The organism is Streptomyces sp. NPDC005963 (assembly GCF_040638655.1).
GTDB lineage: Bacteria > Actinomycetota > Actinomycetes > Streptomycetales > Streptomycetaceae > Streptomyces.
In genome coordinates this window covers 30,294-52,210 of sequence record NZ_JBEXVD010000014.1, presented here as the reverse complement: position 1 = coordinate 52,210, position 21,917 = coordinate 30,294, and the positions used below count along the sequence as shown (strand labels likewise).

Annotated in this window: 16 protein-coding genes and 1 pseudogene; 7 read left to right on the top strand and 10 right to left on the bottom strand. The window is 68.9% G+C overall.

Going from position 1 to position 21,917, the window contains the following annotated elements; all coding sequences use genetic code 11:
• Positions 1-7: 7 nt before the first annotated feature.
• Both ABZ348_RS19790 and ABZ348_RS19785 read right to left on the bottom strand, forming a co-directional pair.
• The gene (locus ABZ348_RS19790) at positions 8-454 is read right to left on the bottom strand and encodes a response regulator (protein ID WP_358934727.1); all 447 of its coding nucleotides are present in this window, start codon (positions 452-454) and stop codon (positions 8-10) included.
• A complete protein-coding gene (locus ABZ348_RS19785) occupies positions 451-2,223 on the bottom strand; it encodes a SpoIIE family protein phosphatase (RefSeq protein WP_358934725.1) in 1,773 nt (590 codons plus the stop codon). Before ABZ348_RS19785 ends, ABZ348_RS19790 begins: the two co-directional genes overlap by 4 nt.
• Positions 2,224-2,580: 357 nt before the next feature.
• Here ABZ348_RS19785 and ABZ348_RS19780 point away from each other — a divergent pair, with 357 nt between their 5' ends.
• Together ABZ348_RS19780 and ABZ348_RS19775 are read left to right on the top strand one after the other, a co-directional pair.
• Positions 2,581-5,508 (top strand): AAA family ATPase, encoded by a 2,928-nt coding sequence (locus tag ABZ348_RS19780; RefSeq protein ID WP_358934723.1) that lies wholly within the window; start codon positions 2,581-2,583, stop codon positions 5,506-5,508.
• A gap of 152 nt (positions 5,509-5,660) precedes the next feature.
• Positions 5,661-6,161 (top strand): hypothetical protein, encoded by a 501-nt coding sequence (locus ABZ348_RS19775; protein ID WP_329013254.1) that lies wholly within the window; start codon positions 5,661-5,663, stop codon positions 6,159-6,161.
• Positions 6,162-6,232: 71 nt separating this feature from the next.
• Here the strand turns inward: ABZ348_RS19775 and ABZ348_RS19770 are convergent, their stop codons facing one another.
• Positions 6,233-8,419, bottom strand: a complete 2,187-nt coding sequence (locus ABZ348_RS19770) for a terpene synthase family protein (RefSeq protein WP_358934721.1) — start codon at positions 8,417-8,419, stop codon at positions 6,233-6,235.
• Positions 8,420-8,924: 505 nt separating this feature from the next.
• Here ABZ348_RS19770 and ABZ348_RS19765 point away from each other — a divergent pair.
• A complete protein-coding gene (locus ABZ348_RS19765) occupies positions 8,925-9,671 on the top strand; it encodes an FCD domain-containing protein (protein WP_358934719.1) in 747 nt (248 codons plus the stop codon).
• Between the two features lie 121 nt (positions 9,672-9,792).
• Here the strand turns inward: ABZ348_RS19765 and ABZ348_RS19760 are convergent, their stop codons facing one another.
• From ABZ348_RS19760 to ABZ348_RS19750, 3 genes and pseudogenes are all read right to left on the bottom strand, one after another.
• The gene (locus tag ABZ348_RS19760; RefSeq protein WP_358934717.1) at positions 9,793-10,650 is read right to left on the bottom strand and encodes an enoyl-CoA hydratase/isomerase family protein; all 858 of its coding nucleotides are present in this window, start codon (positions 10,648-10,650) and stop codon (positions 9,793-9,795) included.
• A 499-nt stretch (positions 10,651-11,149) separates the two neighbouring features.
• Positions 11,150-11,293 (bottom strand): annotated as a pseudogene (locus ABZ348_RS19755) (hemin transporter); the annotation flags it as partial.
• A 179-nt stretch (positions 11,294-11,472) separates the two neighbouring features.
• On the bottom strand, positions 11,473-12,597 hold the full coding sequence (locus tag ABZ348_RS19750; RefSeq protein WP_358934715.1) for an aminoglycoside phosphotransferase family protein: 1,125 nt from the start codon (positions 12,595-12,597) through the stop codon (positions 11,473-11,475).
• 234 nt (positions 12,598-12,831) lie between these two features.
• Between ABZ348_RS19750 and ABZ348_RS19745 the strand changes: the two genes are divergently transcribed.
• Positions 12,832-14,325 carry a hypothetical protein gene (locus tag ABZ348_RS19745; protein ID WP_358934714.1) on the top strand — a complete coding sequence of 498 codons (1,494 nt, stop codon included), beginning with the start codon at positions 12,832-12,834 and terminating at the stop codon, positions 14,323-14,325.
• A gap of 60 nt (positions 14,326-14,385) precedes the next feature.
• On the opposite strand, the gene ABZ348_RS19740 is transcribed toward ABZ348_RS19745, so the two are convergent.
• Complete coding sequence (locus tag ABZ348_RS19740) at positions 14,386-15,822, bottom strand: SpoIIE family protein phosphatase (protein ID WP_358934712.1); 1,437 nt, start codon at positions 15,820-15,822, stop codon at positions 14,386-14,388.
• Between the two features lie 455 nt (positions 15,823-16,277).
• Entirely contained in the window at positions 16,278-16,913 is a 636-nt protein-coding gene (locus tag ABZ348_RS19735; protein WP_358934710.1) for an NAD(P)-binding domain-containing protein, read from the bottom strand.
• A gap of 152 nt (positions 16,914-17,065) precedes the next feature.
• Here ABZ348_RS19735 and ABZ348_RS19730 point away from each other — a divergent pair, with 152 nt between their 5' ends.
• From ABZ348_RS19730 to ABZ348_RS19720, 3 genes are all read left to right on the top strand, one after another.
• Complete coding sequence (locus ABZ348_RS19730) at positions 17,066-17,494, top strand: helix-turn-helix domain-containing protein (protein WP_358934708.1); 429 nt, start codon at positions 17,066-17,068, stop codon at positions 17,492-17,494.
• Positions 17,495-17,619: 125 nt separating this feature from the next.
• Positions 17,620-18,345, top strand: a complete 726-nt coding sequence (locus ABZ348_RS19725; RefSeq protein ID WP_358934706.1) for a siderophore-interacting protein — start codon at positions 17,620-17,622, stop codon at positions 18,343-18,345.
• 90 nt (positions 18,346-18,435) lie between these two features.
• A complete protein-coding gene (locus ABZ348_RS19720; protein WP_358934704.1) occupies positions 18,436-18,951 on the top strand; it encodes a GNAT family N-acetyltransferase in 516 nt (171 codons plus the stop codon).
• Between the two features lie 65 nt (positions 18,952-19,016).
• Here ABZ348_RS19720 and secD read toward each other — a convergent pair whose 3' ends face one another.
• Positions 19,017-21,311 (bottom strand): protein translocase subunit SecD, encoded by a 2,295-nt coding sequence (gene secD / locus ABZ348_RS19715; RefSeq protein WP_358934702.1) that lies wholly within the window; start codon positions 21,309-21,311, stop codon positions 19,017-19,019.
• A gap of 124 nt (positions 21,312-21,435) precedes the next feature.
• Complete coding sequence (locus ABZ348_RS19710; protein WP_358934700.1) at positions 21,436-21,858, bottom strand: hypothetical protein; 423 nt, start codon at positions 21,856-21,858, stop codon at positions 21,436-21,438.
• Positions 21,859-21,917 lie beyond the last annotated feature (59 nt).

The following is a 21,917-nucleotide window of genomic DNA, read 5'->3' as shown; positions in this document are numbered from 1 at the left end:
AGCCGGGTCATGCCCGATGGAGCGAACCGCTCATAGGGGACGCGGCATCCTGCCAGTAGTCGATGGCCCCCTTGAGCACGGTCCTGAACAGGGCAAAGTTGCCCGGCTTGTAGACATAGCTGTCGGCGCCCGCCGCGTACCAGGACTCAACCTCGCTCGGCGCCGTCGACGAGGTGACGACGACGACGGTCACGTTCTTCAGCTCGGGGTGGGCCCGTAGCGTCCGAACCAGCGTAGGGTCACCGTGCCCTGGAAGCTGGTCGAGGAGAACCAGCGCCGGCAAGGTGCGAGCCGCTAGCAGTCGCTCGGCGATTCCATCGCCGGAAGAGATGAATTCCAGCCGCAGATGGGGGTGCGTCCCGCCGAGTGCCCGCCCGAAGGCATCGGCGTCCTCCGCCGAGTTCACGGCTACGAGAAGCCGCTCCCGGTCGACCTTCTTGCGCCTCTGGCTCATCGATCCTCCCGTACATGTACCGCAAGGACGGCGACGTCGTCCTCTCCGCTGGCTCGGAACTCGACCCCTGCCGCCACCAGTCGCCCCGCAAGTGAATCCGCGGCTGCGGAGCCGCCCTCCCGGGCGACGGCCGAGGGCAGCAGTTCTTCGAAGAACCGACCGTCGGGCGCCCGTGCCTCGGTCAACCCGTCCGTGAACAGGACCAGACCGTCGCCCGGCCCGAGCCACAGGGGCACGGAGGCGTATGCGGGGGAGGGCTGCACCCCGAGCAGAAGACCGCTGCACTCCACGCTCGCCACCTCACCATCGGACCGCCGCACCAACGGCGGGGGATGACCCGCGTTGGCCACCTCAGCCCGGAAGCCTGCCCCGTCCGGCAGCAGCGACACCACGAGCGCGGTGACGAACCGTCGTGCCTTCTCCCGGTGCAGCGCCTGGTTGAGCCGCACCAGCGTATGGGCGGCGGGGCTACCGTCCTCCAGCAGCGTCCGCAGGGTGTGGCGGGCGAGACCGGTCAGCGCCGCGGCCTCCGCGCCCCGACCACAGACATCACCGATCAGCAGGGCTACCCCGCCGCCGGGACCGGGTACGGCGTCGTAGAAGTCGCCACCGACATCGAGGGAGTCGTCGGCGACCTCATAGGCGGAACTCAACGCCAACCCCGGAACCGTAGGGAGTTCGGCCGGCAGCAGATGCCGCTGTAGGGACACGACGTGCCGTCTGCGCTGCTCGTACAGCGTGCTGGTGTCGATCGCAAGGGCGGCACGGTTCGCGAGATCGGTGAGGAAGCGGGGCATGTCGGCGCCGTCGTCACGATGGAAGAGGAAGGTCAGCGTCCCGAGGACCCGGCCGCGGGCACGCAGCGGATTGACGCTCAACACGCGTACCGAAGCGCCTTCCCCCGGGGCCCTTGCCCCCAACGGTCCGCCGGCGAGTGCGTCCCCGCTAAGGATCAGCCCCTCCTCACCCTCCACGGAGCGCCGCAGCACTCCGGTCAACCAGGGGTCCCCTTGCGCGACGTCGGCGAGCCAGGGCTGTCGATCGGCGGCCACATGAGCGGATGCCACGGCCTTGAGCCGTGGCCCCTCACGGAGATGGAGAAGGCAGCCCTCGGCGACCGCGGGCACCGCGAGCCGCGCCACGCGCTGGAGCGTCTCCTCCACATCGAGGCTCGCGTCCATCTGCAAGGACGCCTCGGCGAGGAAGGCGTCGTGCACCTGACGCCGTTCGTCCTCCCGCTGGGTGACGATGCGACGGTTGCACGTGGCGACGATCTCCGACGTCTGACGCAGCCGCAGCAGAAGGACCGGATCAGCCGGCTCCGTCGTCGTCAATCCGATGACCAGCGATGCCCAGTCGCCGGCATCCAGAGCGAACGCGCACTCGATGACCCTCTTCGCACCCACCGAGCGCAGTATCTCGGCCTCGGGCCAGCCGGCGGTGAGATCGGCGGTGTCGTGTTCCCTGACGCGCGTCTGTGCGCCGGGGGCTCGGGCCGCGGCCTCCGGCCACCCCTGGTGATCGCTTTCCACGAGGGAGGGGCGCGCATCGGTGGGGCGAAGGTTGCGCATGTAGCGCAGCCGCCCGCCGTGCCAACGCGCACCCACCACCGTGAGGACCCCGGGGAACTCGGCCAAGACCGCGTAGAGGCTGCCGGCGAGTGCCGTCACGTCCTCGGCCGCGTCCGCGGCCGACCACAGGGCGTGGAGCGCCTCGGACCATCGCACTGCGGATCGGCCGCAGGCCGTCGTCTCAGTCTCGTGTTGCATATCGACCCCCGCCTCCTCGACTGCCCACGACTGTCTGACGGAATCCGACCGGGTTTCCTGATCGCCGTTCCGCCGGCAACGCCCCGGGAGGGCGACCCCGGAATGACTCGGAACGAAATGCCACCGCCACCGCGCCACCGCGGACCGCGAGGAAGCGCGCGCGGACGGGCGGCGGACCGCGACCCCGGACGAAGCACCGCACGGGAACCCGGCGCAGGGAAACCCTTTCCCAACAGCCCATTTCTGCCGTGGGAGGTCCCTGAACCCGCTCGCTGGCGTACGCTGATGCTCCTCAAGGACGTCTGTCCCGGCAGCCCCCGCATCATGCCGGGTGCCCGCCTGGTCATGGGGGTTTGCATGACGCGACGTGTTGGCGCGGTGAGGCGCCGACTCTTCGAGCGCGAAGCGGAGTTGGCCGCTGCCGACGAGGCACTGGACGAACTCATCGGCATCCCCCCGGACGGCGGCACCGGGCACCCGCGCGGCGCCCTGCTCGCCTTCGCCGGGCACGCGGGCCTCGGAAAGACCACCCTGCTCACCGAGGTGCGCCGCCGCGCCGCGGCCCAGGGGTGCACCGTCCTGTCCGCCCGCGGCGGGGAGCAGGAACAACAGGTCGCTTTCCACGTCGCCCGCCAACTCATACAGCCACAGCTCGCAGGAGCGTCCGAAGCCGCGCTGCGCATGCGCCTGGGCAGTTGGTACGGGATCGTCGGCCCGGCCCTCGGACTCTGCACCGCCGAAGCGGGCTCGCCCCCGGATCCCCAAGGGCTCCGCGACGGCCTCGACTGGGTCCTCACGCACCTGGCCGTGCAGCGGGCCCCTCTCGTCGTCGTCCTCGACGACGCGCACTGGGCCGACCCCGAGTCGCTGAGCTGGCTGGCCTCCTTCGCTCCACGGGCGGAAGACCTCCCCATGCTCCTCGTGGTCGCCTACCGGCCGGAAGAACTGCCCGACCACGCCAACCAGTTCCGCCATCTACCGGGACGGGCCGGCCAGAGACCCATCGACCTGGAACCCCTGACCGTCTCCGCCGTGGCCCGATTGGTGCGCGAATGGCTCGGCGTCCACGCCGACGAGACGTTCTGCCGCGAGTGCTGGGCGGTGACCGCGGGCAACCCCTTCGAGGCCATCGAACTCATCGCCAAGGTACGTGACCGTGCCATCACCCCCACCGCATCGGGCGCACCCCTCCTGCGCGATCTCGCAGCCGCCGTCAAAGGCAGCGGACTCATCGCACGCCTGGAGCGCCTCGGCCCCTCGACCGTCCGCTTCGCCTGGGCGGGAGCCGTGCTCGGCACGGAGATCCCACCCGCCCTCGCCGCCGCCGTGGCCGGGCTCGGCACCGAGGCAGCCGCCGACGCCGCCGACCGGCTCCGCGACGCCCGCATCCTCACCGGAACCGACACCCTGGAGTTCGTCCACCCGCTGATCGCCACCGCCGTCTACCGGGCCATCCCCGACGGGGTGCGCGTCGCCCTCCACGGTCAGGCCGCCTGGTGTGTCGTCGACGCGGGTCTGGGCGCCGTGGCCGCTGCCCGCCATCTGCTGGAGACCCATTCCGAAGGCGACCCCTGGGTCGTACAACAACTGCGCGAGGCCGCCCGCGAGACCCTCCGTGCAGGAGCCCCCGAAGCAGCCAGGCGCCAACTGGCCCGAGCCCTCCGCGAACCCCCGCCCGCCCACGAACGGGCCGCCGTCCTATACGAACTGGGCTGTTCGTCCCTCCTCACCGAACCCGCGACCACGGTCAACCACCTGCGGGCCGCACTGGACGAACCGATCGCGGACCCCGCCCTGCGCCAAGGGATCGTCTACCGGCTCTCCCAGGTTCTCGCCCACTCCGACCGGATCGGCGAAGCGTCCGAGACCCTCGCCCGAGAGGCCCGGCTCACCAGCGACCCGCGGACCCGGTTGCGCATGAGGGCGGAGAAGTTCATGTGGGACGCCTTCCGGGCCGACGAACCCGAGTCCCCGGCCCGCTCGCGCCGACTGGCAAGGCTCGCCGACCGGCTCACCGGACGTGACCTCACCGAGCGTTACATCATCGGACTGCGTGCCTGGGACGCCACGCTGCGCGCCGAACCCGCCCCCGTCGCCCTGCACCACGCCGAACGCGCGCTCAAGGGCGGGTTGGGTTGGGCGGTGGAGGACCGCGGGTTCGAGGTTCCCGCGCTGGTGGCCCTCACCTTCCTCTTCGCCGACCGTCCCGGACGTGCGGAGGAACTGTTCGCGGCGGGCACCGCCGAGTTCGAACGCCAGGGATGGCGCGGCGCCCACCTCTCCTTCGCGTACACCCTCCTCGCCTACATCCGCTTCCGCCGGGGGCGGCTCGCGGAAGCCGAGGACGTCGGGCGGGCAGGGCTGCGCCTCGCCGAACGGGTGGGGCCGCGCACGCCCGCGGAGTGGTACGCGGTGGGGACCCTCGTCGAAGTGCTCCTCGCACGCGGTTGTACCGAAGAAGCCGCCCGGGTCGCCCACGACCACCACTTCGGGGACCCCTTCCCGGCCGCCGTGACCTTCCCGGACGCCCAAACCGTGTACGGCGAACTCCTCCTCGCCCAAGGCCGTACCAGGGAGGCCGCTGCCGAACTGACCGCCGTGGGGGGCCGCCTCGACGCCAGGGGCATGCGCAACCCCACCTGGTGCCCCTGGCAGCTCCACCTTGCACTCGCACAAGCCCATCACGCCCCGGAACGTGCCAGGGCGACCGCCTTCGACGCGGTCGAACGCGCCCGACGCTTCGGAGCCCCCTCCGGCGTCGGCATGGCACTGCGCGTGGCCGCCGAGGTGACGGGCGACGGTGAACGCCTCTCCCTCTTGGAAGAGTCCGTCCGCCAACTCGAAGCTTCTCCGGCGGCATACGAACTCGCCAGGTCGTTGATCGCCCTCGGCTCCCAGCTGCGCCGATCGGGCCGCCCCAAAGCCGCTGCTGCGCATCTCCAACGGGGCTTGGAAACCGCCGGTCACTGTGGTGCCGATGCGCTCGCGGCGGTAGCCCGTACTGAAATCGCCGCCGCCGGGTTACGCCCCCGCCCCCTCCATGCCATCGAGAGCGACGCCCTCACCCCGAGGGAGAGCACGGCCGCCGACCTCACCGCCCGGGGGCACGACAGGGCGTCCGTGGCCTCCGCACTCCACACCGACGAAGAGGCGGTACGCAGACTGCTCTCGGCTGTCTACCGCAAGATGGGTACCTCCGAGGCCGGTCTCCCACAGGCTCTCGCGGCGTTCCCGACCGTCTCCGCGGACAACGCCCCCGACGCGCGGACGCTGAGCGACGACTGACCCGTTCTTCCCCCTCCGGGCGTCATCCTCGGACGGCCCCGGCCGCCGGCTGACACCGGACCGTCCGTTGAACTCCGGCGGGATGGTCGATCCGTACCACGGGCCTGCCGCTCGGGGTCTTACCGGGGCCTTCGGCCACGTACCATGGCGCTATGTCCTTCCTCCGCCGCCGCAGCGCCGCCACACCCGCGGGCCCGGACTTCGATGTCCTGGCCATGGACCCGGGGGACTGGCCCGGCAATCTCGGTGCAGGGCTCCTGCCCGCACCGGACGGCACCTGTCAGGGTGTCTTTCTGCGATACGACCTCTTCGGTGGACGCGGCCCCGCGATGATCATCGGCAACCTTCCCCAGGGCTCACCGGCGCGGGAGCTGGAAGAGGGCCAGGTCCCCTTCGAGGTGGCCCAGCTGCTGCTCGCCCTGGAGAACGACGAGCCCGTGGTCGTCGTGGACACCGAGGACGTTCCGGTGATGCAGGGCGACAACCTGCTGATCGTGCGGAAGATCAAGCTCTCCGAGAGCCGGATCTCCTGTGTGCAGTTCGATCGCAGCGATCAGGTCCTCGTGACCATCGCCAGCTGGGACCGGCCGATCACCGACGACCTCTATGCCCTGCTCAAGCCCCTGCCTGCCGAGCTCTTCCAGCAGGGCTGAGGCCCGCCGGTGCATGGGCCGCCGGGTGAGGCGCCGTGGAGCGAACTCCACGGCGCTCGGGCGGTCGCGGATCAGCGGGCGAGGAGCGTGGCGACGCGTGCCGCGGTCGTCCCCAGGCCCTTCGGCCCACCGAGCAGCGTGGTGCCGGCCCCGGAGTGCACATCCCCTTCCGCATAGCGTCGGACCGATCGGTGCCAGTGCAGGATCCCCGCGAGCCAGTCCTCGATCTCCCGGATGTACCCGGCGAGCGCTGCCCGCCCGGCCGTGTCCAGGTCGAAGTCATCGCACAACAGCGGGAGTGCGTGTTCCTTCATGTGCAGGAACTGGCGCAGCCGGCCCTTCATCAGATCGTCCACGATGGTGACGGCCGAGGGATAGTCACAACCGAAGAACGTCTGCACCACCAACACTGCGTTGTGCACCTCGCCTTCGACCTCGATCTCCTTCTGATAGGAGAACAGGTCGTTGATCAGGCAGCCGTAGTCCTGCGCTGCGTACTCCAGGCTGCGAAGCGTCCCGCTGGCCAGCAGTTCCGCCGGGAGTTGTCCCTGGTGCCGCAGTTTGGACAGCAGCATTGTCAGGTCGGAGCCGAAGGTGGTGCGCCGCATCTCCAGATAGTCCACCGGGTCCGGCACCCGGTGTTGGGCTTGGTTGTGCAGTTCCCACAGCCAACTCTCCAACATCGTTTCGATGGAGCGTCGCAGTTGGTGTCGTGCATCGCGATCCATCGGCCCTGCCGTGCGCTGCCAGAGGTCCGCGAGGGCCCGCTCCATCGGACTCACCGCCAACGCGGGGGCCGCATCGGGTTCCTCCACGGGCATGCAGGTCAACAGCCGGTCGTGGCACAACTTCGCGCCGACGAGATTGCGGGGGCGGCCGAAGACCAGTGGGTAGTAGTCGTCGCCGTAGGTTCCCCAGGTCAGCCACTCTGCGCTGAGTTCCAACTCCTCCGGGGTGGCATCCGGGTCCAAGCCCGCAGAGCAGAGCGCAAGGTCGAACCCCCGCAACATCGGCCCGTCCCAGATCTCGCCCAGCAGGCCCATCCGCTCCGCCCACGCCACCGACTTGTCGCGCGCGTCCCGATGGTGCGGGCTCAGTGTGAGCGGAAACGGCAGATCGAATTCCGGTAGCAGCGAAGCGCCGATGCGTTGGTGTGGAAGGTGTGTCTGTGCCCTCAACCGTGCGGTCGCGGGCCGCCCGAACAGCGTGGTGATGTCCAGAGCCGACGTGCCCAGTACTCCGGAGAACATCGACTGCGGACCGACGGCTCCCTCGTTCATGTAACGGCTGGAGCGCATGTGCCACTCATGGCCACCCGACTGCCAGTCCTGGAGCCCCTTGACGTAAGCGGCCACGGCGGCACACTCCAGGGGATCGAGCCCCTTCTCCAGACAGAGCGCGGGGACTTCGGTGAGCGCGGTGTTCTCGAACTGGTGGAGCCGGGAGGTGAGGAGGTCGTTCACGGCTTCCGCCGCCTCCTGGGTGCTGCAGCCGAGGAAGGTCTCCAGCACGAGGACCCCGTTGCTGAGTTCGCCTTCGTCCTCCACCTCGCGTTGGTACGAGAACAGGTCGTTGCGCAGATGCACCGCGTCGGCGAACGTGTCCGTCAGCACCCGCAACTGGCGGGAGTGCGCCACTGCCTCGGGGACCTCCAACCCCGCCGCGTACTCCACCAGCCCCGCCGACCAGGGCGCGCCGCCCACCTTGCGGCGCATCTCGATGTACTCGACGGGGTTGGAGATCCGTCCCTCATTGATGTTGGACAGTTCCCACATCGATTCATTCAGCAGGTTCCTGGTGGACTCGGTGAACCGGGCGCGCCACGCGGGCGACATCCCCGGGACCGTGCGCCGCCAGAGGTCGGCCAAGCCCGCCTCGACGGGATTGGTCGGTTCCGGCATCGGCTCGGAGAGGTCCAGGGGCATGAAGGCGGGCAGACGGTCGAGATACGCCTTGCCGCCCTCGCGGTCCTGACTGCGCTTGAAGATCTCCAGGAAGTGGTCGTCGAAGAAGAAGACCCACACGTACCAGTCGGTCACCAATGACAGTGCGTCAGCATCGCAATCGGGGTGGGTGTAGGCACACAACAAGGCGTAGTCATGCGCTTCGAGGTCGCTCTCCTCCCACACACCCGAACCCTCCAGCATCCCCATGCCGCGCGCCCATTCCCTGGTGTGCGTGCGCGCCGCCTCGACATGGGGATTGAGACGGGCCGGATACGGCATGTAGAAGTCGGGCAGGACGAAGGGCTGGGCCATGCGTGCTGGGCCTTTCGATGGGTGCGGAAGCTACGGCCCCAGCCCTACCCGTGGCCCGAACGGCCCACGCACACCAACCAATAGTCACACTAATGGTTCATTGGGTCGCCTCGGAGGTGGTGATCGCCGCTGCCCGGTCCTGATCGGCGGCGAGGTCCTGACGGTGCTCGCGGAAGCGTGTGAACGGGTCCCTTGTCGAGGAAGTCACCATGACACTCTCCGTCGGAGACGGCGGGCCGGCACTGCCCGCCGAGGGACGTGACCGTACCGGTGGCTGTTGTTGCGAACCGTGCTCGCCCTCGACGGCCGCGAGTGTTGGGGTAGCGTACGGGTAGAGGGGACGGTGGGGCCGCCACGGATATGAGTGCACCCAGCTCCACGGCCCTACTCAACACGTGCGAGCCGCGAGGGGCGCGTGGGCTCGCCCCGCAGGGCGAATCTCTCGCGTTGTGTGCGCGACCGCAGGGACGGGTGGAGGAGTCGAGTGGTCCGGACGAAGGAAGTGTTGGCCGATAGCCCGTGGCAGGCGCTCCAGGGCATCGGACTCAGCCAATCGGAGGGTGCTGCGGAGGAGATCGCGGCACGGGTCCAGAGGCTGATCCTGGCCCAGGAGCTCACCGACGGGTCACGACTGCCGTCCGAGCGCGATCTCGCCACCCTCCTGTCGACGAGCCGGGCCACGGTGAGTCAGGCCATTCGCATTCTCGTGGTCAAGGGACTCGTCGAGTCACGGCGGGGCTCCGGGGCGTACGTCCGGATGCGGCCCGAGGTGAATCTCGCGACGTCGATCGATCTGATGCTCGATGTGGAACCGGGTTCGGTCGATGCCTTGGCGGAGTTGCGGCTGGGGCTGGAGTCGACCGGCATCATCAAGGCGATCGAGCGGGCGACGTCCGACGAACTGGCCGAAGCGGAGCGCGCCCTGCGCAGGCTCGATCAGAGCGCGGGGGACGCCGCCAGTTGGATGAGCGCCGACACCTACTTCCACGCGACCTTGATCGGTGCGTCCCACAACGCGTATCTCGCCTCGATGTTCGACGGCGTCCACACTGCGCTGATCAACTACGAGTACCGCGCCTGGATAGACAAGGGCACGGTACCCAGTTGGCTTGAGGCCGGCCAGATCGCTGCGCTGACGGCGATCCACGAACCCATCCTGCGTGCTGTGCAGAAGCGGGACGTCGACGGGGCTCTGTATGCCGTGCGCCACCACCATGAGGTGATGATGCAGCATCTGCGGGCGAGCCGGTGAAGGCCGGCGAAAGCCGTAGGGTCGCCCGGATCGGCCACGCGACATCGCTGATGGCCGTGACCGAGGCCATTCTCGATCACGGCCACCAGCAGAGGGACGCGGGAAGGCGTCCCCCGTCGACTCAGTCGAAGTTGTTCTTGCGACCCTTGCGCACGTAACCGACGGTGTCGGCGATGTGTCCCTTGCTGTGGATCGACTTCTGCTTCACGACGTGACCGAACATCTGGATGCCGAAGCCGCCGTCCAGGTCGTCCGTGATGCGCCGACGCCAGGGGCGCCGGATGATCTGAGTGGTCAGACGGCGTGTGATGCGCGGCTGCCCCATGATGTGATCCGCGATGACCTTCGCACGCTCCAGGAGGTCCTCGCGCGGCAGGACCTCGTTGACCATGCCCCACTCCAGGGCCTGCTGAGCGGAGATCGCCTCACCGGTGAGCAGGGCGTAAGCGGCGCGCTTGACGCCCAGAAGCTCCTGGAAGCAACTGTGGATCCCATCCCCGGGCACCGAACCGATGTCGAAGTGCAGATCGAAGACGGTTGCGTCCTCTGCACAGAGGGTGATGTCGCACATCAACACGATCTCGGAGTGGAACCCCGACCCGTTGAAGATCCCGATGGTGGGAATCTCCAAGTCGTTGATGAGCGAGCTCACGTTGATGCGGCCGTCCTTGTAGGCGTACTCGTACGCCCAGTACGGCATGTCCTCCTCTTCGAGCGCAAAGCCCTCGGGATCCGCGTCCATCATGAACTCGTCGCCGGAACCCGTCAGGATCAGGATTTCGTTCTCGGGATCGGCTCCGATGGTCTTCAGCATCTGTCCGAGCGCGCGGTGGTTCTGGACGCTCAGCTGAATGGGCCCTCCGAGTGTGTGTGCCTTGGCCACGATGACTCCATCGGTGCGCTCAAGGTCAAAGAAGTCCTTGAACTGCTCCCGGTAGTCGTCGAACTTCGGGGTGGCGACGAACTCCTGCAACGACACGGTGTGCCCCCTCGTAAACGGTCGTGCTCTGTACAAGTGACGGGTAAGACCGCAGGCGGCCGTGAGGGCCTAGGGTCCTGAAGAAATATAGTGGCTTATCCACTTTCCGTGAAGGTAGCTCGTGGTCAAGAGACAGGTCAAGGTCCGGGGCGGCCCCCGGTGGCCTCGCTGGGTGTTGTCTCCCCTCCAAGCCCCGCACCTGTCAGCTGGTCACGGGTCGGAGGTGTGGTCGACTGGGCCATCGGCTCCCCGGGCCCGATCTGTCGTTGACAGGCGTCGGTCGGCATTCTTAGAGTGGCTGAGCCACAAAGTGGTGACGCCAAGGAGGTCGCCTGTGAGGCTGAGGGCCACTGCGCGACGGATCTCCGACACCGGGACACGACGGACGGTGACCGATCCCACAGCCTGGCGGTCAGAATCCGCCGTCGCTGAGACCGTCGCGGCGGCGGGAATCGGCCCGCATCCTGCGGCCCATCGGGCTGGGGCCGCGCCCGGGACATCAGCGGTCGGCAGCGAGCCAGAGGTCCGGGGCGAAGACCTCGTAGTGGATCTGCTCCGCGGGGACGCCGCGTCGGAGCAGATCGCTGCGGACCGAGCGCAGGAACGGCAGCGGACCGCAGAGATGGGCCGTCACACCGGCCGGTTGCCGTGCAGATCACAGGCCGATGGATTCAGCGTGGACGTGCTCGCTCGGGCGCACGGTCCAGGAGCGGCGTTGCACCGTTTGTCGTTAACAAGCCGGGCGATGCCCGAAACACATGCGCTGCGCGCCCGGCCTATCGGCAACGGGCGCGCAGCGCATGTCCCCCCTCGGTGTGACGGTCAGCGTGTTCCGACTGCGGCCCGCACCGCTCGTCGGGCCATTGCGCAGTCGTCGTGCAACCGTCGCAGCAACAGCCTCTGTTCCTCTCCGGCAGCCGGACCAGGCCCGCCTGTACCGACCGCGCCTGCCGGGCCGGACTCACGAATGCTGCGCTGCACCGCCGTCTCGTACGTACGGATCTCCCGCGTCAACACCAGCATCAGATTTACCAGGAAGGCGTCACGTGCTGCCGGGCCCTCCCGCTGCGCGAGCTGGCTGATGTGTCGACGTGCGGCCGGGGCATCGCCGAGAACGGACCAGAGCGTCGCCAGGTCATAGCCGGGCAGATACCAACCCGCGTGCTCCCAATCCACGAGGATCGGACCGGTCGGCGACAGGAGGATGTTGGAGAGCAGGGCGTCACCGTGGCAGAACTGGCTCATGCTCTGGCGCCCACCCACCTGTGCCAGACCGTGCAGCAGCTTGTGCAGGTCTCCGAGGTCGCGATCCGTGAACAACCCGAGCTCGTGATAGTGCGCGATGCGGGAGGTGTAGTCGAGCGGTCGGTCGAACACCTCGGCCGGTGGCCGCCAGTTGTTCAGTCGGCCGAGCGAACCGAGAACCGCCCGGATGTCGGCGCGCGGCGGTGCCTCGGACGGATGGCGTACCAGGGCCGCGGGACGACCTGGCATCCGCTCGATCACCAAGGTGCAGTTGTCGGGGTCGGCGGCGATCAGCCGCGGGGCCCGGACCAGCGGTCGATGCCGCACGAAGGTCCGGTAGACCGCTATTTCGTGCCGGAACCGCTCGACCCAGACGGGAGAGTGGTCCAGTAGGCACTTGGCAACGGCGGTGGTGCGGCCGGTGGTGCCGACGATCAGTACGGAGCGTCCGCTGCGGCGCAGGACCTGAACCGGGTTGAACTCGGGGCAGATCCGGTGCACCGATGCCACGGCCATGCGCAGTTGGGCGCCTTGGGGGCCGGACAGGTCGAGTCTTCCGCTGACGGGTTGGCCGGCGACCACGGCCGGCCGTCGCATCCTGGCTGGCGCGTGCACGGGGTTGGAGTACGGTCCGGAGCCCACCGGGACGGTGGCGCGCTGCGGCCGGTGTGGCGCGGACACGGAGGACGATGCTGTGTACATGGGGGTGACAGATCCCTTCGCGCGCCGACAGTCTGCAAGCGCTGCCCCGCCCCGGCAACGCGACCGCATCCTGGGGAATGCGACCGGTTGCCGGGCCGGGGTGGCGCGTTCCTACCTCACACCAGCGCGCGGGTGGCACACCATCTGGCGCACCCTGGCGAAACCCTGGCGAATAGTCGCCACCCACCTGACGGAGGGTTACTGTCGACTCAGCCGAGAACCTGGGGGCTTGACGTGACCGGAGTACCCAACACCCGTCTGTGCGACCTGTTCGGCCTGGCCGGCTGGTCCAAGGGCGAACTCGCAAGACTCGTGAACCGGCAGGCGGCGGCCATGGGCCATCCCCAGCTGGCGACCGACACCTCGCGGGTACGGCGCTGGATCGACATGGGGGAGACCCCGCGTGACCCCGTGCCCCGGGTGCTGGCTGCTCTGTTCACCGAGCGGCTCGGCCGTGTCGTGACCATCGAGGATCTCGGCTTTGCACGGAACGGGCGAGCGGGTAAACGGAAGGGCGCGCAGGGAGCGGACAACCCTGACGGCCTTCCCTGGGCGCCCGACCGGACGGCGGCGGTCCTCACCGAATTCACGGGAATGGACCTCATGCTCAACCGACGCGGCTTGGTGGGCGCGGGCGCCGCGCTCGCCGCAGGAACTGCACTCAGCAGCGCCATGCACGAATGGCTGCACACCGACCCCGCACTGGCCCGAGACGTCCCCTACACCGACAACCCCCTCCACGCGGACCCCGCCGGCTACGACCGCTACGAGGCCGCACCCATCGGGTCGCAGGAAATCGAGGCACTGGAACGCTCCGTCGACATCTTCCGTGCGTGGGACGCATCCCGTGGCGGCGGGCTCCAACGCAAGGCGGTCGTGGGTCAGTTGAACGAAGTGGGCGGCATGCTCGCCTACCGGCATCCCGAGCATCTTCAGCGACGTCTGTGGGGGGTCGCTGCGAACCTCGCTGTACTCGCCGGCTGGATGTCCCACGACGTCGGCCTCGAACCCACCGCGCAGAAGTACTTCGTCATCGCCGCCCACGCGGCCAGAGAGGGCGGGGACCGCCCCAGGGCGGGGGAGGCACTCTCCCGCGCCGCTCGGCAGATGGTCCATCTGGGCCGTCCCGACGACGCGCTCGACTTGATGAAGCTCGCCAAGTCCGGTTCGGGGGAGGAGACGCTCCCCCGCACGCAGGCCATGCTCCACACCATCGAGGCGTGGGCGCAGGCGGCGAAGGGCCAGGGGCAGGCGATGCGGCGCACGCTGGGAGAGGCCGAGGAGCTCTTCGTCTCCGACAAGGGGGACGTACCGCCACCGAGTTGGATGCAGATGTTCGACGAGGCCGATCTCCACGGAATGGAAGCCCTGGCGTACCGGACCCTCGCCGAACACGACCCCTCAGCCGCCACCATCGCCCAGAACCACGCCAAGCAGGCGCTGCACCTACGTGCCGGCGGCCGTCAGCGGTCGAAGATCTTCGACTACATCTCGTTGGCGTCGGCCTGCTTCATCGCGGATGATCCCGAGCAGGCCGATCGCTACGCCAGGTTGGCTTTGGTGTCGATGGGGGAGACCTCATCGCACCGCACCTGGGACCGACTGCGGGAGATGTATCGACTCACCGGGCAGTACTCAGGGCACGGAAAGATCGAGGATCTTCGTCAGGAGATCAGACTCGCCCTGCCCAACAGCCCTTCTCTCAGGGCGAGAAGCGTCGACATCTGATCCGGTCAGCGCGCCCCTCCACCGTGCTGGTGTCCTCGGGCAGCCGGATGAGCTTCGTCGCTAGGGGCAGACCTTGGCGGCAAGGACGCAGGCGTCGTCCGTGCGCTGGTCCGTGCCACATGCCTCGACCACGATCCGGACGCATTCCTGGGCGTCCTGGGCCTGGGCGAGACGTGGTGCCAATGCCAGCAGACGGTCTGCTCCGTCGTTCTCGTCGGCCGCGTCCTTGCGGGTGAGTCCGTCCGTGTGGAGAAGGAGAAGGTCTCCGGGCTGAAGGGTCACTTCCGCTTGCTCGTACTCGGCGTGGGAAGTGGCTCCGAGTAGCACTCCATCGGGTCGTGTCAGTGCGCGCCCCGTCCCGTTGCGGAACAGCAGGGGGACGGGGTGGCCCGCCTGTGCCCAGGACAGTGTGCGGTTCGCAGGATCGAAGCGGCAGCACACGGCGCTTCCCAACGCTGGCTGCGTCGACGTCTCCAGGAGCCGATTGGCGTGGCCGAGTACTTCGCCGGGCTCGATTCCGGCCACTCCGAGCCCGCGCAGGGCACCGAGCAGCATGGCCATGGTGGACGTGGCGGCGACGCCGTGCCCGGTGAGGTCACCGACACCGAACATCGATTGTCCGGAGGGGAGTTGAAGGGCGTCGTACCAGTCGCCGCCGATCAGCGCGCTGTTCACCGAGGGAAGGTAGTGCGCGGCCATGTCCAGGCCGGCTGTGTCGCCCAGCGGCAGGTGAACGGAGTTGCGCCAGGGAGGCAGTACGGCTTCCTGGAGCTCCACCGCGAGCCGGCGTTCGGTCTGCTCGAAGTGTTGTTGGCGGTGGAGCGAGTCACGGCTTTCGCGCACCACCCGCTCGCTGCGGCGCAACTCGCTGACGTCCCGGAACACGGCCCACATGGAGGCGGTTGATCCATCGGAATCGAGAACGGGTTCGCCGGTCATGTGGACGGTGCGCACTCGACCGTCGGCCCGCACCAGGCGGAACTCTCCGTCGATGGGGCGCCCGTCGACCAGACATGCGGTCACCATCGCCGTCAACAACGACTGGTCCTCGGCGAACACGACCGAGGGCAACTCGTCGAGGGTCATCGGCCCTCGCTGCGGTGAGCGGCCCACGATCCGGAAGAGTTCGTCGGACCAACTCACCTCGTCGGTGAGGAGGTTCCACTCGGCGCTGCCGACCCGGCTCACGAGCGATCCGGTCCGCTGATCGGCACGGCCGAGGAGGGAACGGTCGATGTGGCTCGCCACCTCGGGGCTCTCGGGCAGTCCTTCCTTGAGCTGGCCCAGATGGGTGCCCAGATCGTCCAGTTGATGAACGGCGAGGTCGCACAGGGCGCGCTGCCATCTGCCGGCCGGATCGTCCATGTCCACGACAGCGTCGCGGCGTACGGCGTCCACATCGCCCCTGAGCCGGTGCGTCCGGGTGATCAAGGCGTCGACGGCGCCGCGCTCGGGGGGCTGCGCGGCAGGACGGTCCGCGAACACATGGGACGGCATGTCGTACTCCGATACAGGCGTGGCCGGGGCCAGGTCTGAGACACGGTCTGAACAATGGACCGTTACGACTCTTGCACAGGGAGCGATGGCCCGTAAGGGATTTGGCAACACTCGATGTGGTGGTGCCTCGGTCATATGCTACTGGTAGGTCCGGCTCGGAACGGAGGACCCTGGCTGGCCACCGCCCTCACCGTTTTATCCGGTGCCAGAGAGGCGAGCAAGGCGGATTCCAGCTGATTCAGGCGCATTCCTGACGGTCGGAGTTCACCCCTCGTTCACCCTCCGGCGTTCAGCTCAAGTCGTCCGCGGGTGCGGAGACTCAGCTCGGACGTGACCTCCCCGGGTGCCTCACCTCCGGACACAGGGCGTCGGACCGGAACGCGACGACTCCCCAATCGGCGGGCCAGCTGCCGGGCCGGGGGGTCGATCCACCAACTCCCGGCAACTCCGCCGGCTCAGCGGGCGATCGCCATCCCGAAGGGCACCGGGCCCAGGGCGCGGACCAGATCGCCGATCATCAGAACGAAGGATTCAGGGCCCCGAGCCGTTTTCACGCCTCCCAGATCGATGATCCACTCTGGTGGCCAGCCCAGATCGCCGAGGAGTTCCGCCGCGATCCGCTTGGCCTCCGCGTCATCGCCGGAGAGGAAGGCGCTCGGGGGGATGCTCGCTTGAGCGGGTCGGGACATGAGCGAGACGTGGACGGTGTTGAGGGTCTTCACCACACGGGCCTCGGGCAGGGCCCGTTGGATCTCTTCCGCCAGGCTTCCGCCGGGATACCTGACGGCGGACGCGAAGCCGCGCGCGTCCGACTCGACGGCGTTCGCGACATCGATCAGCACTTTGCCCGCGAGCTCGGCCCCGAGAGCCGTGAGGACCTCCACCGATACGATTCCCGGCAGCGTGTTGACGACGACCTCCGCCGAACCGGCCGCCTCGCGCAACCCGGTGGCGCGTAGGTCCCGGCACTCCTCGAAGCGCACGCGCTGTGGATCGCGCGCCCCCACGAGGAGTCGATGGCCGATGTGCTGGAGTCCGCCCGTGAGGGTCTGCGCCACCGCGCCCGACCCCAGGACTGCGATCGTGGTCAAGATCGGTCCACTCCCCTTTTCTTGGATTTTTCTTGAATTTCTCTCGATCTTCTCTTCAGCAGGAATCGTCCTGCTGCTCAAGGACCCTAGGGACGCCTACCGTTGGCGGGGAGTACGCACTTCACCGTGGCCAACGCACGCGAAGGGGAGCCATGACGACGCGAACCGCCGCCCAGCGGCGGGCCGAGGCACGCACCGTCCACCAGGACGCGTTCGCCCTCTGCCCGACCAACCGACTCCTTGCGCGACTGGGCGAGAAGTGGGTCGCCGTCCTGCTCAAGGAACTGGCCGACGGACCTCGGCGCTACGGCGAGCTCGCCCGTTCGATCGCGGGGGCCAGTCAGAAGATGCTCACCGAATCCCTGCGCCGACTCGAACGGGACGGCCTGCTCACCCGAACGCTCGTCCCAGGGGTGCCCGCGCGCGTGGACTACGCGCTGACCCCCCTGGGGCTCAGCCTTCTGCCCGTGTTGGACGAAATCGGGCGGTGGGCGCAGGAGAACACCGCGCAGATGGACCTGGCCCGCTCGGTCTATGACGCATCATCGGGCGCCACCTCGGCTCCGGGAGCTGCCGGCTGAGTCCTTCCCGCGCCCTGCGCACGAGTCTAGTGAGGTTAGGCTTCCCTAATATGATGCTACTGTCCCGGAACACATTCGGGCTGCGGGGAGTGTCTTCAGGACACGACCTGGGGAGGCGGGCGAGCATGGGGCACGGCTGGGAGGGCGTCGTCCTCAAGTTGATGCGCGGCAAGGACTTCGTGTTCACCGTTACCGGGACCGAACAGGTCACCGAACGCTTCCGACGCGTGCACTTCACGGACGGCGGGATGTTGGCTCAGACCGGGGTCCATCCGACCATGTGGGTCCGGGTCTGGTTCGACAACGGCGACAAGCCCCATCAGCGTGCCTACACCCTTGTGGATCCCGATCCCCGAGCCGGCACTTTCAGCATCGAGTTCGCCCTGCACGAAGGCCGGGCAAGTGACTGGGCGCGCGCGGCACGTCCGGGGGACTCTGTCGACGCCACCCTCCAGGGGACCGGATTCAGCGCCCCTACCCCGCTGCCGAAACGCCTCTTCGTCGTCGGCGATCCGGCGTCCCTGCCCGCGATCAACTCCCTCCTCGATGCGCTTCCGGACACGCCCGCAACGATCTGGTTCGAGACCGGCGACGTGGTCGAGGAGGACATGCCGCTGCGGTTGCACGCCGAACGCCACGATCTGCGCCGTGTTCCGCGCAAGGACCGTGGCGCCGAGCTGGTTGCTCAGGTGAAGACGGCCCTCCCCGCACTGATCGACGACCCCTCGGACGCGTACGTCTGGGTCGCCTGCGACACGGCCACCACGCGCTCCCTCGGGACGTACCTCCGCAAGGAGCTCGCGCTGCCCAAGGACCGCATCCACACCCTGGGCTACTGGCGCGCGGCCTGACCGCGTACGGCACCTCGGCTGGAGGGACGTCGGCCGCCAGTACGGACTGTCTCTTTTCCATGCCTGAGCAGCGAATGTAATACTCACTCCATGAGTTCACGTATGACGACTCGGGGACGGAGGGGCCGCGGGCCCACCGTCCGGATCGCGCGGGCGACCGCCCGGGACGCCAAACGACTCACCGCGTTGGTGCGCCGCTCACGCGCCTACGAGGGCGGCTACGCGTCGATGGTCGCCGGGTACCGGGTGGGGCCGGACTACATCGAGGCCCACCCGGTCCACATCGCCACCGACGAGAACGACGCACTGCTCGGGTTCTACGCACTCCTCATCGACCCGCCCGAACTCGACCTGATGTTCGTGGCGGACCGGGCCCAGGGGCTCGGAGTCGGCAGGCAGCTGGTCACCCACATGATCGCCGAGGCGCGCGCCGCCGGCCTTGCCACCGTGCGCGTCGTCTCCCATCCCCCCGCGGAGGGCTTCTACCGCAGTGTCGGCGCACAACGCACGGGCACCGTCCCCGCGCAGCCGCCCGTGGTGAACTGGGATCGGCCCGAGTTGGTCTTCCGTGTCGATCACCTCGATGCGGCGGGGTGCGGGCCCTGATCACCCTCCACTGCGGGGCGAGCAACCGCTCGCCCCGCAGTGTCGGCGCCCATGGCGTCAGTCGTTCACACCACCGCTCCCGTACCGCGGTCCCGTTGCTTCGTCTTCGTGGGCCGAGAACGCGGTCGATCGGGATACCGGTGCTGGAGCCCCACGGCGATGGGCATCGCCGTGAAGATCGTCGACGCCATGCCCGCCACGACTCCCACCAGCAGGGCGACGGAGAAGTCGGTCAGGGAGTCCCCGCCCAGCACTGCCAGGGCGATCAGGACGAACAGCGCACCCATTCCGGTGTTGACCGTACGGGGGAGGGTCTGGGCCACGGCCTTGTCCGCCAGCTCCGGCCAGGCGCCGCGCGGCGCCGCGCGGCGCAGCTCTCGCAGCCGGTCGAGGACGACGACGGTGTCGTTGACCGAGTACCCGACGACGGTCAGCAGGGCCGCCAGGAAGACGCTGTCCACCGGCTTGCCCAACCAGGCGAACAGTCCCACCACCAGCAGGACGTCCTGGACCATCGCCGCCACCGCCGCGGTCGCGAAGGTCCAGCGGAACCGCACGGTCAGATAGACGAGCTGTGCTGCCACCGCCACTGACAGGGCGATCAGCGCGTGCTGGCGCAACTCGCTGCCGAGGCTCGGCCCGATCGTGTCGTCCCGCTCGACCGCGACCTTGCCCACGGCCTTCTCCAGTGCGCCGCGAACCTTCTCCTGCTCTTCGTTGTCGAGCTCACCGGTACGGACGGTGATGGACTGCTCGCCCGTCGCCTGGACCACGGCCCGCGGGAATCCCGCGTCCGCCACGGCCTGCCGGGCGGTGTCCGCGTCGACCGGGCGTTCGGCCGCGTACTGGATCTGCCGCCCGCCCGTGAACTCGACGCCGAACTCCAGACCCCGCACTCCGATGCCTCCGAGGGCGAACAGCAGCAGCGCGGCGCAGCCGCCGAGCCAACGGCGTCGGTTGCGCATCAGCCGTGGGGGGCGTTTCGCCAGGGCGGCCCGTACGCGTCCGGTCAGGGTGAGACCGGTGAACGCGGGGCGCTTGCGCACCCAGCCCCGACGCAGTGCCCATTCGGCGAGCAGTCGGGTGATCAGCATCGCCGACACCAGCGACACCACCACACCGATCGCGAGCGTCACTCCGAAGCCCTTGACCGGTCCGATGGCGAAGACGAACAGCAGGCCGGCGGCGAGCAGGGTCGTCACATGGGAGTCGGCGACGGCGCTCCACGCCTTCTCGAAGCCGATGCGCAAGGGGCGTCGTAGATCCGCCGTCCGGTCCGGGGCGCGTAGGTACTCCTCCCGGGCACGTTCGAAGACCAACACGTTCGCATCGACGGCGATGCCGATCGCCAGCACGAATCCGGCAAGTCCGGGCAGGGTCAGCGTGGCGCCGAGGGCGACGACGGCCGCGTACGACATCAGGCCGTACAGGGCGAGTGCGATCGTGGCGAGCAGTCCGACCAGCCGGTACACGGCGATGATGAACACTCCGGTACAGATCAGACCGATCACGGCGGCGAGTGCGCTCGCCTGGATGGCTTCCTTGCCGAGCGTGGGCCCGACGACGCTCTGCTCGATCGTCGTCACCGGAACAGGGAGCGCGCCCCCCTTGACCAGGGCAGCCAGGTCACGGGCTTCCGCCGCGCTGAAGTTGCCGGTGATCTGGGCGTTGCCCCCGCTGATGCCCGCTCCGCATGGGACGGACTGCTCCATGCCCGGAGCGGACACGATCGCGTCGTCCAGAACGATCGCGACCTGCCGTGCCGGATCCCCCGGTGCGGCACAGGCGGCCTCGCCCGTCATCCGGGCCCATTCCTTGCCGCCGCCGCGGAAGGAGAGGTCGACGGTCCAGCCGCGACCGGACTGGGTGTCCAGGACGGCGGACGCGTCCTTGACCCCCTCGCCCGTCAGCCCGGGCGGTGCCAGCCGTAGGAAGCTCCCCGGTGCGTCCGGGTCGGGTAGCACGCGCGACCCGTCCGCAGCGGGTCCGCTCTTCGGTCCCGACGTCATTTCCTGTACGGGGTGGAAGGTGAGCTGTGCGGTGCGGCCGATGACCTCGGCGGCTTGACGGGGGTCACGCACCCCGGGCAGTTCGACGACGATCCGTTGATCGCCCGAGCGCGCCAGCGACGGTTCCGACACTCCGAGGGCGTCGACCCGTTGCCGGAGCACCTCCAGCGCCCGGTCGGTCGCTGCGGCGTCGGCCTTGACGGTGGGGGAGTCCCGGGTTTCCAGGACGATGCGGGTGCCACCTCGTAGGTCGAGTCCGAGGCGGGGCGGGTTGGTCAGGGCCACACCGACCGACAGGGCGATAAGGGCGAGCGCCAGAAGGGCGCGCCAGAGCGTGGCGCGACGAGACATGAGGACTCCACGGGCAGCGCGCAGAGCGCCGAGGGGCGTCTGCGGACAGCGGAAAGGTCAAGGAGCACCTGCTCGGGCACTCCGGCACGGGCCGTGCGGAGGGGAAGGCAGGTGCTGAAGGACGTCAGCTGCTCGATGTGGAGGGTGGTGCGCGGGTGTGACGCGGGCTGTAGGGCGAGCCGGGAGGCGCACGCTCCTGACGCGGTCCGACGGAAGCGTCGCTGACCGAGGGGCGCGGGAAGTCGAAGGTGACCGGTCCCACCGGGACGGGTGGCGCGAGGAGCAGACGGGCGCCGGTGTCGACCGCCACGGCCTGCTCGACGGCGGTGTGCGACAGGCGGCGCACCTCGGTGCGTGACTCCTGCTGGTGTGCACCAGTCCGCGGGGACGTGTCAGCACGGACGGGCACGAAGGGCCCCGCGGGGGCCGCGTGTGCGGTGGTGACACCGGTCGTGGGTGCGCCGACCAGGGCCGAGAAGGTCCCCCAGACGGCGAGCAGGATCGACGTCAGCGCCGCCGCGACGAGGATTCGGGTGCGTGAGCCCATCGCCTTCCCCTCCCGCCGCGGTCCGTTGGTGACCTTCACTTTAGGCGACGGCGTGGCCC